At 62.2% G+C, this 15,546-nt stretch carries 14 protein-coding genes; 8 read left to right on the top strand and 6 right to left on the bottom strand.

What is annotated here, in order from left to right; translation table 11 throughout:
• The first annotated feature begins 1 nt into the window (after nucleotide 1).
• Nucleotides 2-1,465 (top strand): DUF2779 domain-containing protein, encoded by a 1,464-nt coding sequence (locus Pan44_RS19460; protein WP_145032530.1) that lies wholly within the window; start codon nucleotides 2-4, stop codon nucleotides 1,463-1,465.
• Between the two features lie 43 nt (nucleotides 1,466-1,508).
• Nucleotides 1,509-1,910, top strand: a complete 402-nt coding sequence (locus Pan44_RS19455) for an HNH endonuclease (protein WP_145032527.1) — start codon at nucleotides 1,509-1,511, stop codon at nucleotides 1,908-1,910.
• A 361-nt stretch (nucleotides 1,911-2,271) separates the two neighbouring features.
• On the opposite strand, the gene Pan44_RS19450 is transcribed toward Pan44_RS19455, so the two are convergent.
• Both Pan44_RS19450 and Pan44_RS19445 read right to left on the bottom strand, forming a co-directional pair.
• Nucleotides 2,272-3,816: a recombinase family protein gene (locus Pan44_RS19450; protein ID WP_145032524.1), complete on the bottom strand. Its 1,545-nt coding sequence runs from the start codon at nucleotides 3,814-3,816 to the stop codon at nucleotides 2,272-2,274.
• Nucleotides 3,816-4,328 carry a DUF2924 domain-containing protein gene (locus Pan44_RS19445; RefSeq protein ID WP_145032521.1) on the bottom strand — a complete coding sequence of 171 codons (513 nt, stop codon included), beginning with the start codon at nucleotides 4,326-4,328 and terminating at the stop codon, nucleotides 3,816-3,818. Before Pan44_RS19445 ends, Pan44_RS19450 begins: the two co-directional genes overlap by 1 nt.
• Before the next feature lie 331 nt (nucleotides 4,329-4,659).
• Here Pan44_RS19445 and Pan44_RS19440 point away from each other — a divergent pair, with 331 nt between their 5' ends.
• The 5 genes from Pan44_RS19440 to Pan44_RS19420 all read left to right on the top strand — a co-directional run bounded on the left by Pan44_RS19440 (nucleotide 4,660) and on the right by Pan44_RS19420 (nucleotide 10,907).
• Nucleotides 4,660-5,976 (top strand): hypothetical protein, encoded by a 1,317-nt coding sequence (locus tag Pan44_RS19440; protein ID WP_145032518.1) that lies wholly within the window; start codon nucleotides 4,660-4,662, stop codon nucleotides 5,974-5,976.
• Between the two features lie 227 nt (nucleotides 5,977-6,203).
• On the top strand, nucleotides 6,204-6,791 hold the full coding sequence (locus Pan44_RS19435; RefSeq protein WP_145032515.1) for a sigma-70 family RNA polymerase sigma factor: 588 nt from the start codon (nucleotides 6,204-6,206) through the stop codon (nucleotides 6,789-6,791).
• 33 nt (nucleotides 6,792-6,824) lie between these two features.
• A complete protein-coding gene (locus Pan44_RS19430) occupies nucleotides 6,825-7,103 on the top strand; it encodes a hypothetical protein (protein WP_145032512.1) in 279 nt (92 codons plus the stop codon).
• Nucleotides 7,100-8,260 (top strand): hypothetical protein, encoded by a 1,161-nt coding sequence (locus Pan44_RS19425; RefSeq protein WP_145032509.1) that lies wholly within the window; start codon nucleotides 7,100-7,102, stop codon nucleotides 8,258-8,260. Before Pan44_RS19430 ends, Pan44_RS19425 begins: the two co-directional genes overlap by 4 nt.
• Before the next feature lies 1 nt (nucleotide 8,261).
• Nucleotides 8,262-10,907: a hypothetical protein gene (locus Pan44_RS19420; protein WP_145032506.1), complete on the top strand. Its 2,646-nt coding sequence runs from the start codon at nucleotides 8,262-8,264 to the stop codon at nucleotides 10,905-10,907.
• A 367-nt stretch (nucleotides 10,908-11,274) separates the two neighbouring features.
• On the opposite strand, the gene Pan44_RS19415 is transcribed toward Pan44_RS19420, so the two are convergent.
• Nucleotides 11,275-12,444, bottom strand: coding sequence for a Fic family protein (locus Pan44_RS19415; RefSeq protein ID WP_145032503.1), 1,170 nt, complete (start codon nucleotides 12,442-12,444; stop codon nucleotides 11,275-11,277).
• 106 nt (nucleotides 12,445-12,550) lie between these two features.
• Between Pan44_RS19415 and Pan44_RS19410 the strand changes: the two genes are divergently transcribed.
• Nucleotides 12,551-13,906, top strand: coding sequence for a DNA modification methylase (locus tag Pan44_RS19410; protein ID WP_145032500.1), 1,356 nt, complete (start codon nucleotides 12,551-12,553; stop codon nucleotides 13,904-13,906).
• Between the two features lie 5 nt (nucleotides 13,907-13,911).
• Here Pan44_RS19410 and Pan44_RS19405 read toward each other — a convergent pair whose 3' ends face one another.
• From Pan44_RS19405 to Pan44_RS19395, 3 genes are all read right to left on the bottom strand, one after another.
• Nucleotides 13,912-14,502 (bottom strand): hypothetical protein, encoded by a 591-nt coding sequence (locus Pan44_RS19405; RefSeq protein ID WP_145032497.1) that lies wholly within the window; start codon nucleotides 14,500-14,502, stop codon nucleotides 13,912-13,914.
• Between the two features lie 152 nt (nucleotides 14,503-14,654).
• Nucleotides 14,655-15,020, bottom strand: coding sequence for a hypothetical protein (locus Pan44_RS19400; RefSeq protein ID WP_145032494.1), 366 nt, complete (start codon nucleotides 15,018-15,020; stop codon nucleotides 14,655-14,657).
• 3 nt (nucleotides 15,021-15,023) lie between these two features.
• Complete coding sequence (locus tag Pan44_RS19395; RefSeq protein WP_197453487.1) at nucleotides 15,024-15,356, bottom strand: HTH domain-containing protein; 333 nt, start codon at nucleotides 15,354-15,356, stop codon at nucleotides 15,024-15,026.
• Nucleotides 15,357-15,546: the final 190 nt, after the last annotated feature.

Genomic DNA, 15,546 nt, shown 5'->3' with positions numbered 1-15,546 from the left:
GATGTCGATCCGCAAGAAGACCGTTCTCGATTGCCGCACGTGCGCCACGATGGGGTGGGTCACTCACCGTTCCCAGCGAGACTCGACGCTTACGCTCGCAGAGCGGTTTCGGATCGACGAGGGAAATGAGATCGGCGTGCGTGCTAGGGGCTACTTCGCTGGAGGCACGTTGGTCGAGGATCTAGGCATAGGGCCGGCGCTCGTAAGAACTCGGGCGATCATCGCCGACGGCCAGATTGATACGATCTTCGAAGCCGCGTTCGAAGCTGGTGAGTTCGTGGCTCGCGTCGACGTTCTGCGACGGACGGCCGATGGCTGGCATGTCATCGAAGTCAAGTCGAGCCTAGACCCGAAGGACGAACACGTCGACGATCTGGCTTACTCCGTGGCAGTCGCGACAGCATCCGGATTGAACGTCGTTCAAGCGAGCCTGATGTTGCTTTCGAGAGACTTTCGGAACGGCCAAAGTGACTCCGAGTTATTCGCGCTGCACGATCGGTCAGCCGAGGTGCGAACTCGCCAAGCTGCTCTCCAGAATGATTTCGGTCGCATCGCTGAACAAGTTCTGGGCGAGACTCAGCCTGCACCGGAGCTCACCGTCGCCTGCAAGGGATGTGACTACTTTCCGGATTGCTTAGGGGCGGACGTTACGACGCCGATTTTTCGAATCCCTCGACTTACCGGGAAGAAGCTTGAGACACTGTTGCGCGATGGCATCTTGGAACTGAGTGACATTCCGGTTGACTTTGTCCTGACCGCCCCCCAGGCCCGGTTTGTTGAAGTCATGAGAACCGGGAAGGCGCACTTCGATGTCGAGGACGCACAAGCTTTTCTAGCCGAGATCAGCTGGCCAGCTCATTACCTGGACTTTGAAACTGCGACGACATGTGTCCCGCTCTACGATGGTTTGGCGCCACATGAGCAATTCGTGACGCAGTACTCTTTGCATGTGTGCGATAGTCTGGGAAACATCATCCACCATCGTGAACACCTCGCTGAACACTCTTGCGACGGACGCCGGGAACTGATCGAGAGATTGATCGACGATCTTGGAGAGCGAGGCAGCATCGTTGTCTACTCACACTTTGAGAAAACGATGTTGGGCAAACTCTCGTTGACATTTCCTGAGTATGCGCCGGCAGTTGGAGCGATTGTCGATCGCCTGTTCGACCTTGAACCTCTGTTCAAGAACTTTCTGACGCATCCGAGGTTCGGCGGACGGACCTCTATCAAGGCGATTCTCCCGGTCTTGACGACGCTGAGTTACGACGGACTCGAGGTCGCAGATGGAAGCCATGCGATGGCCGCTTTTGCGATGTTGGCGAAGGGAAGGCTTCTGGAGAGCGAGTCCGGCGAGTTGAGAAACGCTTTGCTGAAGTATTGTTGTCAGGACACGCTTGCAATGGTTCGCCTACATGAAGCAGTGCACCGGATCGCCTCAGGTGAGTTGCCGATGCCGGAGTGACAGCCAAACACAAATACCGCTCGACTACCCAGAAGAGGCCTGCATGGCGGCCAAAGCAGACAGTTGGTACGTCCGTGGTCAAATCCGCGATGGCGGTTACTGCGTGTACTGTGGGCTCGACTTGCTGTCGGATGTCGGACTTTACTGGGCTTTCCTTCAAAATGACCACGTGGTGCCGTCGCGCGGGGACACCGTGGAGAATCACGCTACTGCGTGCGCGTGTTGCAACAGCCTGAAGCATTTCTTTGTGCCGCCAGGATTCGAGACGATGAGTCGCGATGAACTCATTGCAGCGATCAGGGAATACATCGTTTGGAAGCGAGCGGAGAAAATGGCCGAGTTTCACGAGCGTCGACGACTTTGTGGTCGTGCCCCCCTCGATGCACTGCCAGCGCCCTGGGCCCAAGATGCGACGTTAGCGAGCGTGGACCAAACGCTCGATTGACCAGACCACTCGTTGAATTCCAGAAGCCGACGCAGCTGGCGTTCGGTGATTCGATCTCTCCCCCGACTAGGAAGGGCAATGCTGAGAAGGCTCTCTTGGATTGGCGCTGCGAGATTCAGCAGGTTCATGATCTGAGTGACCCTCGCTCTGGTGACGAATCCCAGCCTCGCCAGCTCCGCCTGATCTTTCACGACTCCATCGCGGATCATCTGGTCGAACTTGATCGCCAGCGCCATGAGCTTGGTAATCCGCGGCACGCGACCAGTCGTGGCAGCGGGTCGCAACACCGGCTCACCCGCCACCTTCTTCCCGCGGGTCCCTGCCCGGAGCGCGAGTTTCTTCGTCACCCTACCGGTCGTCTTCACGCCGCTTCCTCCACAATTTGGTTGTCCTCAGCCGGCAGCTGCCCGAACCGGAACGCCAGCGTCACCTCTTCCGACTTTCCGTCGAACTCGACCCCTTCGAGCACGTGCCGCAACAGTTCGCCCTGTTCGCGTCGGGTGAGCGCCCCCCACACCCCGTCGAACTCCGCCAGAGCCCGGCGCACGTCGCCAACGTGGGCGTTCTGGCGGCCGGTTGTCTCGATCTGGAGCCGGATCTGGGCCAGAACGCGCTGACGGTCGTCCACTTCGGCGTTCAGGGCGGCCAGTCGGTCGGGCTGGGAGGCCGCCTGGGCCAGTTGTCGGTAGATCCCGGCGATCTGGGCCTCGAGACGGTCGGCTTCGTTCCTGAGCGACTCGAGCCTTTCCTCCGCCTGCCGTTGCACCTCGGCGAACGTCGCGGCGACGAGGTCGGGATCTCGTCCGATCTCCCGGATCTGGTCCACGACGAAGGTCTCCAGCACCTCGGCTGAGACACTGGGCATGGGGCACTCGCGATAGCCGCGCTTCTGGGCATTCACACAGACGTAGTAGCGGTAGCGGCGGTTCTTCTTGACCGAGCAGCTGGGCGTCATCGCGCACCCGCAGGATCGACAGCGGACCAGGCCACAGAGAATGGCGCCGTCGGACCCGCGGGGGCCGTTTGGGTTCGTCCGGCCGTTGTCCGAGAGAAGCGCCTGGACCGCGTCGAATACCGCCTGGTCGACGATGCCGACGTGCTCTCCGGGATAGGTCTCGGCCTTGTGCCGAACCCTGCCGATGTAGACGACGTTCCGCAGCAGCGCGAGGACGTTGTCCTTGGTCCACCTCAAGCCGCCCTTCTCCGTGCCGGCCTTTGTATTCCAGCGTTTGGTGGTCGAGCCGCGGTCGTTGAGTTCCTGGGCGACCGTCAGCAGCGACCTGCGGTCGAGATACAATTCGAAGACCTCCCGGACCTGTTTCGCCTCGGGCTCGTTGACCTCCAATTTCTGGTTCACGACGTCGTAGCCCAGCATCGGCGGGCCGCCGGCCCATTTCCCCTTCTTGCGGGCGGCCGCCATCTTGTCCCGTGTCCGTTCCGAAATGATCTCTCGTTCGAACTGGGCGAACGACAGCAGAATATTGAGCGTCAGACGCCCCATGCTGTTCGTCGTGTTGAAGTGCTGCGTCACCGAGACGAACGATGTCCCGCGTTTATCGAACACCTCCACCAGGCGACCGAAGTCGGTCAGCGACCGGGACAGTCGGTCGACTTTGTAGACAACCACGCAGTCAATCTTCCCGGCTTCAATATCGGCGATGAGCTTCTTGAGCGCCGGCCGGTCGAGGTTGCCGCCGGTGAAGCCGCCGTCGTCGTACCGGTCCGGAAGACAGATCCAACCCTCCCCGATCTGGCTGGCGATATACGCCTCGGCCGCCTCCCGTTGGGCGTCGAGGCTGTTGAAGTCTTTTTCGAGGCCTTCGTCCGTGCTCTTCCGGGTGTAGATGGCGCAGCGGATCGACTTCGACGTGGTGTTTGGGCTGTTCGGTTCCTTCCGTCGAGCCATTACTGGCCTCCCTGCTTCTGGAGGCCGAAGAACAGGAACCCGTTCCAATGGGAACCGGTGACCACTTTGGCGACCGCCGAGAGGGAGGGATAGGTTTTCCCCTCGTATAGGAACCCGTCCCGCAGGACTTCGACGGAGACCTTCTGCTTCTTGTACGTTCGGGTGAGCACCGTGCCGGGCTTGGGGAGCCGGGCATCGTCGGCCGGCTTCGGGGCCGATGCCGGTTTCGTCGCGGTCGCGAAGACGAAGTTCTTCGGGGCCTTCAAGCGGAGATCAGCCTCGTTGGCGATCTCGAGCGCCCGTTGGCGAGCCCGTTCGGAGATCCCCCCGAACGCGCGGGCTTGGATTCCCCAGGCGGTGCGTTTGAAGAGCCACTGTTTGTTGCCGCTCCGGGCCGGCTCGTTGAACACCTCTTCGTACTTCGCTTTCAACTGGCCGACGGTCATCGTCTCCAGCGCCGCCAGTTGGGCGGTCACATCCACATCCACATCCACATCTACATCTACAGCCATGCCTCTGCCTCCTGTTCATAGTCGCGCTGCGGGACCCCGGACTCTCCGGGCGGTAAACCCGTGGGCACACTGAGGCGACTCTCGGCGGACACCTCAAGGCATGTCGAAACCGAGGCGAGATTCGGTTTCTGGATCGCGGCCGCGGGTGCGGAGTCCAGTAGGCGGAGGTAACCGCGGGCGAATAGTGAAGCGATAACGCTCAGTGAATCTGTTCGGGGCATGGGCACAGGCTCTCCCTAATTCGACCCCTTCCAGTACCCGGGCGACCTAGCGGTTAACGGAGAACTCTGGCAATAACGATGGGGGCTCATCCGGAAAGGGCAGGACAGTCATGAGCGGCGCCGGGGCTGAAGACGACGAGGAAGTGACGATCTATCCCGAAGACGTAGCTGCGGGAGAGGAACTGGCCAAGCTCCGGGACATTCCCGCCGAGGGCCGTCAAATAGCCATCGACCTCTTTGCTCGTCGCCATGCACGCCTTGGCGAATCATCATTTCGGCTCTACCACGGGATGCGCCCCCCGCGATCTCCGTACGAGGAGATCTATCACGGCTTCTACCTGAGTTCGCTCCCGGAATCGGAGTATGAAACGCAGTACCAGGCCGCGGAACGACGGCCGCTTGAACTTGCTGATCTGGTAGTGATCCAGGAGGACCTGCAGCGGATAGTCCACCACTATTCGCTCATGCTGCAGGAGATCCATGCAGCCAGACCAATGGAGCCTCGCAATCGCAAGAGGGACAGCCACATCCGGCTGGCCTCATACCATGCTCGAGAGATCTTCTATCCAGTCTCGATGAGCAACCAACGACTCGCAGCGCTCAAGCGTTTCGCCGCGCGCGTCCGTCTCAGGCACGGCTTTGGACTCCTGACGGCGGGCCAGTATCAGGAGAACACTGCGATTGGACTGGTCTTTCTGTCGACCAGATCTGCTGCACGCATCTGGCAAGAAGCCGTCGAGAGTGAAGAGAGCTCGTTCAAGAACCGTCACGGCGAGGGGCCGGTCTCCAGTGCGAGAATCTTCTGGAAGGCCCTGGAGGGAGGATTCGCGAAAGTCCCGGAACTCGAAGTGCTGCTGGAACAAGAGACTCTTGCCTGCGAATTGGCCTTGGAATCACCGTCGTCGCAGCCACAACCAGCGCCCGTCGACGCGCCTGTTTCAGCCGAAAGGTCCGGAGACTCGACCGGTCATGCTGAGACATCGTCGCCCACCTACGATCCTGTGAAACTTGACCGTTGGGCACTCGCGATTGAGGACCACCAGAATTGGTGGCTGTTCAGAGCCCATAAAGACGGCTGGCGTCGGCGCGGTCGCATTCGGATTCCGAAGGGGAAAGTGGCGACCCTCCTCGAACGCCTCATTGACGCCCGCGGAAGCTTGTCACGGAAAGAGGCGCTCGCTGCCATTCGTCCTCTTTGCAAGGGGATGGACCCGGCCAAAATGTCGCGGGCCGTGACGTATGCAATCACCAGGGCACGAGCGGTCATCAAGGCGTCGATCGCCGAGCGACTTGAGCGCTCAATCGAGGAGATTCCAGATCCACTCCCGCCGTTGGCCGGCGACTGTATCGCGTCCATTCAGGTTGGCTACGCCGTCATCATCGAGGACCGAATGGAGTTCCGGTTGAAGACGGAAATGCGCGGCTAATGTTGAGAAAATCAACGCTACTCGTTGTGGAATGTGGCGCGGGACGGTGCTCCTCCTGACGCACGGGCATTTACGCTAAGTCGCCATACGAAAAGGACTTGCCTCACTAGATTGCGACAGAAGAATGGCAAATTGCCCGGAAAAATCTGTTGCGCCACATCAGCGCCAGCCACCTCTTCACGAGCAGGCTAAATCCGAGCCTGGGCATCGTGAAAAAGGGACATGGAATGGCTTTCCAGGGAGGCGACGGAGGTCCCAGTGCCGAGGACCCCACCAAGGGCTACGCTGGCGATCTGATCCGCTGGAAGGCCCGGCGAATGGCCCTTCAGCTGGGGCTCTGCAAGTCGGACGAAGACGACATCGCACAGACGCTCCGGCTCGAAGTTCTCAAGCGGTCAAAAGCCTACCGGCCTGAACGCGGGGCCTGGAAACCGTTCCTTGAGACCGTGATTGACCGCCGCTGCCGCACGCTGGCCGGGAAATACCTCCGCAGTCGCCGCCAAGACCTGATGGATGGCAGCGACATGGGCGGGGCGGTGTCTCAGGCCGACCATTTCAGACGGGTGCATCGCGGCGCGGCCGCCCCGTCCGACCAGCCGGAGATCCGGTTCGACGTCCGGGAGATCGTCAATCGGATGTCCGACCAGGATCGTGCTCTATGCCGGGGCCTCTCAGCCGAATCGATCAGCGAGATGGCCCGTCGACAGGGAGTGGCGCGGTCAACGCTTCAGGACCACATCCGACGTCTCAGGAAATCGTTCGACAGCCTGAATCCGACCAGGAAACCGCCGGCAGATCCCAGACACCACGGGTAGGAGGGAGTGCCAGATTCTCAGGACCACCTACCCATGAACATCCACCGCTATTCCTTCCGACCTCAGACTAGCTTTCCCAGCGTCGAGGCCACCCTGCTCCTGGCTCTCTGGGCGACCGAATCCATCTTCGGCGAAGCGGCCGTCCGGCTCGATGCGGCCCACGTCATCGATGAAGAGCACCGGGTGATCGAAGTCGATAGTTCCACCCGGATCGGCCGCACCCTCAACAAACTGCTCGTCGGATTCCTGGTCCGGGAATACGGTCCTGGCGCCTTCGACGTCGAACGCCGTGGGGAACCCGTGCCGGCATGAGCCACTCCGCGATCTCGACGGCCGATCACGACGCGCTCCTCGAGGAGTTGGGCGAAGACACCGTTGCGCAAATGCTCGCGATGGTCGGCATGACGGACGAGGAGATCGCCCAGGAGATGCGCAACCTCGCGGCCAGAGGTGAGCCCGGAACGGTCAAGCAACTCGTCCGACAACGGGCACTTCGCCAACATCGCATCAAAACGAACCTCGATTCGGTTCTGAACTCCATCGAGGATCGGGGCTTCACGACCCGGTTGACCCGCGACTCGCTGGAACGGATCGCCTCGGCCGGGTTTCGTGGCAAGAACCTGGCGCTGGCGATCGTCGCCACCGACATCGCCTGTGACGAGCACCCGCTGACACTCCGCGGCCTGTTCTACCGGGTCGTCTCGGCCGGGTTCCTCCCCAGCACGGACAAGGAGCACTATTCCCGGATGGGCCGGGTCATGACGCGGCTCCGGGAAACGGGCGTCGTCCCTTTCGAATGGCTGGTCGACAACGTCCGCAGCAGCCAGAAGCCGTCGTCGTGGACCGGGATCCCTGAGTTTCTCGACACGGTGCAGCGGGCGTATCGGAAGGACTTCTGGGCCGAACTGCCCGAGTATGTCCACGTCATCGTCGAGAAAGACGCGATGGCCGGCGTGGTGTCGCCCATCACAGAGGAGTTCGACGTCACGCTATCACCGATCCGTGGCTATGCGTCGCTGTCGTTTGCCCACGAGATCGCCTCGACCTGGAACCGGATCGAGAAGCCGATCGACGTGTACTACCTGGGCGACTTCGATCCCTCGGGGTTCGATCTCGAACGAGACATCCGGTCCAAACTCTCCACGTACTGCCATCATGCGTTTCGCTGGCACCGACTGGGGGTCAACGCCGCGGACTTTGACGACTTCGATCTCCTGAAGCTGGAGCCCAAGAAGTCGGACAAGCGTTACCGCGCGTTCATCGAGGCCCACGGCAGTGCGGCCGCTGAACTGGACGCACTCCCGGCACCGGAGATCCGTGACCGGGTCCGTGCGGCCATCGAACGACACATCCCGCCGGAACAGTGGGAGCGGCTGCAGACGATTGAGCTTGAGGAACGGTCTCTGTTCCGTGCGACACTTGGGCGACTGCGTGCCGGGCACCATCCCTCGTCCGACGAGGAGGCGTGACATGGCGCCCGTTGAGCCGTCCCAGGCATCTCAGGACCTGCCTCTCGCAGCCACAGCGCTGGCGTTCTTCCAGACGCTGTTTGCGCCAGAAGACCATCTGCTGTTCCGGCCTACGGAGATTTGGTCCCAGTTCGGCCGGCGGCATTCCCGGGTGCTGTTCAAAGAGACCTGGTGTCGGCCACTTCGTGCATTGGGCGAAGTGACGCTCCTGCTCAATCTCCGCGCTGCAGCAGCGGAGCGAGCCAACTGTTTCTACGGCGTCTGCCCACGGGTCGGTCCGGAAGGCTATGACCAGTCGTGGCAGATTCGCACGGCCCGGTGCCTCTGGGCCGATCTCGATCACATCGCTCCTCCCGAGGCGTTCGAACGCTGCCAGGCTGCCGGCCTCCCGACGCCCTCGATGGGGGTGAACTCGGGTCACGGTGTGCATCTGTACTGGCTGCTGGATGAGCCGTATCTCATTGATGACGTCGGACCTCCTCCGCAGGTCGTGTCAGAATGGGTCGACCACACCCAGGTCGGCAAACGCCGCCTCGAGCACTTTGTCGATGACGGGGAACGAATCGATCTCCATGACCGAAAGACAGGCAATCGGCTGAGACGCAATGTGCCGCCGCTCAGCCCCAAGGCATTGCAGTTCCAGGACATCCTGGCCGGCGTGGCTGAGGCAATTGGCGGCGACCATACCCAGGACCTGGCCCGGCTGCTGCGAGTGCCGGGCACCATGAACCGCAAGGACGAACGGTCCGGGCAAGCACCGGTTCCTACATCGATCGTGCACCAGTCGCACGAGAGGTATTCGCTCTCGACGTTCGAGCGATTTGCAGCTGAGTCTCCGACAGCGAAACGCCGCCAGCAGATTGCGGCCATCCCGCTCCCCGCGCCTCGGAAACTCACATCGGCCGGGGCCGCCAAACTGTCCGACCGGATCAACGCCTGCCGAGTGGCTCCCGCCGGCTCGCGTTCCGAGACGGACTTCGCTCTGTGCGCGGCGGCCATCCGCAAGGGCTACCAGTCCCACGACATCTGGCCCCAGGTGGCGGACGTCGGCAAGTTCGCCGAACGGGGCGAGGACTACTTCCAGCGAACCTGGTCGAAGGCGGAGCAAGTCGTTCGCGTGGAGACACTTGAGCGGGCCGAAAAGGCTGCCGACTCCCACGCCGGTCTGAAAACACCGCCCGTTGTTGAACGCTTCGACGCGGCCGACGACGTCGTCGTGATCGACGACGCCCAACCGGTGGCCAGCGTGATGAAACAGATCACCGACGTCTTCGTGGCGGCCAGGAACACCTTCACCAGGACCGGAACGCCTGTCCGGTTCCACAACGAGACATTGGAACCGCTGGAGGACGCGGCCCAGTTGGCAGGTCTGCTCAATAGCCAGGCGGAAGTGGCCATCGTCCATGTGGGCGAGGACTCCTTCCGCCAGGAGTTCAAACCGCTGCCGCCGCAGTACGGAAACACCTGGCTGCATCACCCGACCGAACTGGCGCGGCTACCGGCCATTCGGCTGTTTACAAAGGCGCCGGTCTTCGATCCGGACTTCCGGCTCGTCACTCCGGGCTACGACCGGGCCACGGGGATCCTCTACGCCGGGCCGGCCGTTTCCCCTGTCCCTGGAACGGAACATCTGGACCGCCTGCTCCGGGAGTTCTGCTTCCAGAGCGAAGTCGACCGCGTGAATTACCTCGGAATGCTCCTGACGGTGGTGCTGATCTCCCACTTCGTCGGATCGAAGCCCGCGGCTCTGATCACCGGGAACCAGCCGAGCCTGGGGAAGTCGGTGCTGGCACAGCTGCTGGCCATCCTGCGTGACGCCCGTCAGGTCGAGACCTGCACGTACAACGACAATGACGAGGAGTTCGAGAAACGCATTGCGGCCCGGGTCCGGACGGGGCAGACGACGCTCGTCATCGACAACGCCAAGACCCAGCGGGGAGCGAAGGTCATCGATTCCCCCTGCCTGGAACGGTGCATCACCGATCCGGTGCTGTCGTTCCGCAAGCTGGGGCACTCGTCGGAGATCCGGGCCGAGAACGCCCACATCGTCTGCATCACGGCCAATACGCCTGAGGTGGGACGCGACCTGATCACGCGGTGTGTCCCCATCCGTCTATTCCTCGAAGGCGACCCCAGAAAGCGTCGCTTCCAGTTGCACGATCCTGAAGAGTATGCCGCCAGGTATCGGCTTGAGCTTCTGGGCGAACTGATCGGCATGGTGGAAGCCTGGAAGGCGGCCGGCCGGCCCCTGTCGAACGTCGAGACCCGGTTCAACAAGAAGGGCTGGGGACGGATCGTGGGAGGGGTTCTGGAGGCCAATGGCCGTACAGGGTTATTAGCGAACGTTGAGGAGATCGAACGCACTCTGGATCCGGTCCGTGCGGACTTCGAACAACTCGTTCAGGCCGCAATTGCGAGGGCGACTGCGCCCTCCACGGCCTCGGAATGGCTCAGCCTGGCTCAGAGCCACAGCCTCCTATCCGCAGAACTGGGGGGCGGCACGGCCAAATCGCAGGCGACGAAGATGGGCGGGCTGCTCACACGTTTTTCGAACGAGCGGTTCGTCGCGCCCACCGGCGACCTCGTGACGCTGAGGGGCCGGAGCAGCGGTAGCAACAAGACCTATGTCCTGGAGAGGTCCCGATGAAGCATCTGCAGGGCTGCGGCGGGGCGGGACCTCCGGGACGATTCAATGGCTGCGCGCCCATCACCGGTCGACAGACGGCTCACGACCTGGTCGCTGATCAACCGTTCTTCATCAACCGGAACGGTCGCGCGTTGGATTGCACAGGTCAAGGTCCCGAGGTCCCGCTCAGGTCCCGCGTCGTAAGTCGTTGGCCGGCCTCAACAGACGGGACCTTCAGGACCTTCTTGACCTTTTCACCCAAAGCTATGTGTGCGCGAGAGAAATACACATGTGTTTTTACGCGTGTGTATTGGACCGGGGAGGCAAGGTCCCACAGGTCCCGAAGGTCCCGGAAGAGTCGTGCTGAAGGAGCAGCACCGACCGTGACCTATGGCTTCTGCACTTCCGTGTCTTCCGCGAGCAGGGAGAGATAACGGTGGTAACGGTACATGCGGTCCCGCTTCTTGCCGGTGCTTTCTTCCAGCACGCCTGCGTGGACGAGGGCCTGTACGGCCTTAATTGCTGTGGGCTTCGTTGCGCCCAACAGTTCCGCCGCCATCGCAACGGTGATAGCCGGGTTTTCAGGGAGGTGATCGAACAGTCGGATCGACGTCACTGTTGCGGCCTTGTGGCTGGTGACGAGACGACGATCGTCGTTGAGCAACCTGAATACCCGGGTCGCCGCCTCCACTGCGTCGTCGGCCGCCTCTCGGACAGCATCCAAAAAGAATCCGATCCATCCTTCGAAATCGCCGTCGGTCCGAACGGCAGACAGACGGCGATAGTACTCCTCGCGATGTCGCTTGAACGACAGGCTGAGGTACAGCAGCGGAGCGCTCAGCAACTTCCAGTGTTCAACGAGGAGTGTGATCAAAAGTCGGCCGACACGACCGTTCCCATCCAGAAACGGGTGAATGGTCTCGAACTGGACATGAGCCAGGCCGGCACGGACCAGGGGCGGGAACCCGTCCTCCTGATGAACCCAGCGATCGAGCAAGGCAAGAGCTTCGGGAACGTTCTCCGGCGGCGGAGGAACGAACATGGCGTTGCCGGGGCGCGAACCTCCAATCCAGTTCTGGGACGTGCGGACGATGCCCGGTTGCTTTTCGGCGCCGCGTACTCCGTGCATCAGCCTCTTGTGGATCTGGCACAGCAGCCTCGTGCAGATCGGCAAGCCTTTGGGGCGAGCGACTTCGGCACGGGCATACTCGAGTGCTGCGACATAATTGCAGATCTCCTCGACATCATCGTCGCGGTCCGTCTGCCGGGTGGCCTCGAAAGTGATCAGGTCTTCAAAGGTGGCCTGCGTCCCTTCGATCTGCGACGAGATCACCGCCTCCTTGCGGACGAATCCGTACAGAAACCATTGCAGGCTCGGGACCGTCATCGCAGCCACAGACAGGCGTTGCAGCGAAGCCGCCGCGCGGTCGTGTCGCCTCGCAAGATCACCTTCGATTCGAAGTGCGGGCGATCTGGGCGGCAGTGGCAGCGGAGTAAAGGCGCGAAACGTCTCCCCACCCACTCGGAACGTGCGGTATGCACCAGATTTGCGTGGCATCGGCTGATAAAGAGTTCTTTCCCAAGGCGGACGGCTAGTAAAGGAATCTTTCCTAAGCCGGCAGCGTAGTCAAGACGTCTTTACTAGCGCAGAGCAGGAGAGCTTGATGAAGATCGAACTGTGGCCCGTCACCAAACCCAAGCCCTACGAGAAGAACCCGCGCCTGAACGACCAGGCGGTCGATGCGGTCGCCCGCTCGATCCAGGAGTTCGGGTTCCGGCAGCCGATCGTCGTGGACCAGGCGGGCGTCATCATCGTGGGGCACACGCGGCTCAAGGCGGCCGAGAAGCTGGGACTCGCCAAGGTCCCGGTGCACGTGGCCACGGGACTGACGGCCGCCCAGATCCGGGCCTACCGCATCGCCGACAACCAGACGGCGACCATCGCCGACTGGAACCCGGAACTCCTCGGCCTCGAGGTCATGGACCTGAGGGCCATGGACTACGACCTGGACCTGCTGGGTTTCGATGCGGACGAACTGGCCAAGCTCCTGAACCCAGACGTCGAGGATGGCCAGTGCGATCCCAACGAGGTGCCGGCGCCGCCAGATGAGGCCACCACGAAGCCGGGCGATCTGTGGATCCTCGGTGACCACCGGCTGCTGTGCGGGGACAGTTCCAAGGCGGGGGATCTGGATCTCCTGCTTGGTGGCCAGACCATCCACCTGGTGAACACCGACCCACCCTACAACGTGAAGGTCGAGCCGCGGTCGAACAACGCCATCGCGGCCGGCAACAGTTCCTTCGAGGCCCAGCCGAAGAAGCGGACACACCACCAGTCGCTCGATCTGGCCCGTCACCCGGGGAAATCAAAGCCGACCGGGAAGAAGCTGCGGGCCAAAGACCGGCCACTGGCGAACGACTTCGTGTCGGACCAGGAGTTCGATCGATTGCTGGACGCCTGGTTCGGCAATGCGGCCCGAGTTCTGGAGCCCGGTCGCGGGTTCTATATCTGGGGCGGCTATGCCAACTGCGCCAACTACCCGCCGTTCCTGAAGAAACATGCCCTGTACTTCTCGCAGGCCATCATCTGGCACAAGGGGCACCCCGTCCTCACCCGCAAAGACTTCATGGGGGACCACGAGTGGTGCTTCTACGGCTGGAAGGAGGGCGCGGGCCACACCTATCTCGGGCCGAACAATGCCACGGACGTCTGGTCCGTGAAAAAGGTGAACCCGCAGTCGATGGTGCACCTCACCGAGAAGCCGGTCGAGCTGGCTGTGCGGGCCATGCAGTACTCGTCGCGGCCGGGCGAGAACATCCTCGACCTGTTTGGAGGGAGCGGCTCGACGCTCATCGGCGCTCAGCAGACGGGACGGAAGGCGTTCCTGATGGAACTGGACCCGCTGTACTGCGATGTCGTCGTCGATCGCTTCCAGCGGTTCACGGGCGAGAAGGGAGTGCTGGAGCGGACAGGAAAGTCACCGATCCCGATGAAGCCTCGTGAGGAGGCCATGCGATGACGGCGCTACGACAGCCCATTGATCCGCGCGAGATCGTCCGCGTAGACGCACAGGCAGTCTTCGGCATGCCTTCCAGACAGTCGGTGAAACTCCTTCGGAAGCTCTTTGACCTCGATGGTTTTTCGCCCCCGCCCCAGTCCCATGGCGCGTGCACCGGCGCGAGTCCCCGCGTGCAGATAGACCTTCGTGGGCATCTTCTTCATCCACGCACCGATACGGCACGCGAAATCGAAGACCGCCAGAACGCCAATACCGTCAATGCTCTTGGTCGCCGTCTCAATCTGATCGTGGAGATCGTCGAATGACTCGCACGACGTCAGATCAGCATTCGAGAGCTTGCGATGGGCCGCTCGAAGCACGCGTTCAGGGATGCGGCGCTGGTGCGGATGTCGTTTGTCATCTTGCGTACGGGACATCACAGCCTGGTCCAGCAGCGTGGCGTAGTCCGGCTGCCGGGCGTACCACCCGAGATCAGCGTCCCCGATCGACTTGCCCTCGGCCAGGTATCGGGCCACGACCTCTGCATACGACTTCGCAGGCGTCTTTGTACTTGAAGGGCAGATCTTGTTCTTCGATGGCTTGCGTCGAGCGGACACGGCTGGTGGCCCTCATTGGTTTCGATCATCCGCGACGTCACGCCCACATTCGCCCACGTCGCGCCCAGCCAGAGAGCCTAACCGTTCCCCGCACCAACGACAAAACGCCCGGACGTGGCGAACGTCGGGCGTCTGGTGGCAACCGTGCCAAGCTAGGAGTTCGTCCGTGCCTCCTCCTCGGCCACCTTCGCCGCGTGGTAGGCGCACATCGCGACCTCGTCGGCCATCGCGGGCCGGACCGTCTGGATCTCGATCAGATCGTTTGTCTTCCTGGACCGGGCGTACAGGTCGACCAGCGCCGCGTGCCCCTTGGCCCGGGCGTTGTCCTCGTGGAGAGCGTCCACCACGACGTAGCGGGTCAGCGTGGCGACGTAGTAGGGCGTGACCCGTTCGCCCATCGCATCGACGGCGGCCTGCAGCGCGTCCCACTCCACCGGCGTCAGCATCTGGTCCTCGCGGGCCTCGAGCAGTCGCCTGGCGGCCGCCACGAGGTTCAGGTTGTTGTCGGTCGTCGTCATGGCTCAGGCCTTCCCCTTCCTGGCAGCGGCCTTCTTCGTCTGGTCCTTCAGCGTGAAGTGCCCACGGTCAGTCTTAGTGAACCTCGATTCGTTGCCCTTCACGTTAATCTCCCGCAGGATCGCCGCGTACAGCGTGGCGTGCGGCGTCTTGCCACCGGGGCTGGTCCAGTACTTCTTCGCGGCCATCGCTTCGATCATCGCCTTGGTCGCCATCGGCTCGCTGGCCTCGCCCAGCACCTTCGCCGCCGCGTCCAGGGCGCTCATGCCCCGCTCCGGCTTCGGGGCCTTGGTGATCGTCGCCTTCTTCGCCTCGGTCTTGGTGGTCTTGGCAGCCATCGTCGTGTCTCCCTCGTGAAGTTCGTTCGTGTGCAACCAACGCGGTCGCAACGACGACATCAGTTACCTCGCCCCCCAAGACACCTGAAGCCACATTCCGAGGCGTTTCCCAAGGATTCAGCAGGTTCTGCTCACGCGATCAGCAGCGCTCGGCAGCCCCGACTCCCCCTCGAAAGCCATAGGTACTCCC

The organism is Caulifigura coniformis (assembly GCF_007745175.1).
In the GTDB taxonomy this organism is placed as follows: Bacteria; Planctomycetota; Planctomycetia; order Planctomycetales; family Planctomycetaceae; genus Caulifigura; species Caulifigura coniformis.
Note: the sequence above shows the minus strand (reverse complement) of the source record. Positions and strands in the feature narration are given on the sequence as shown.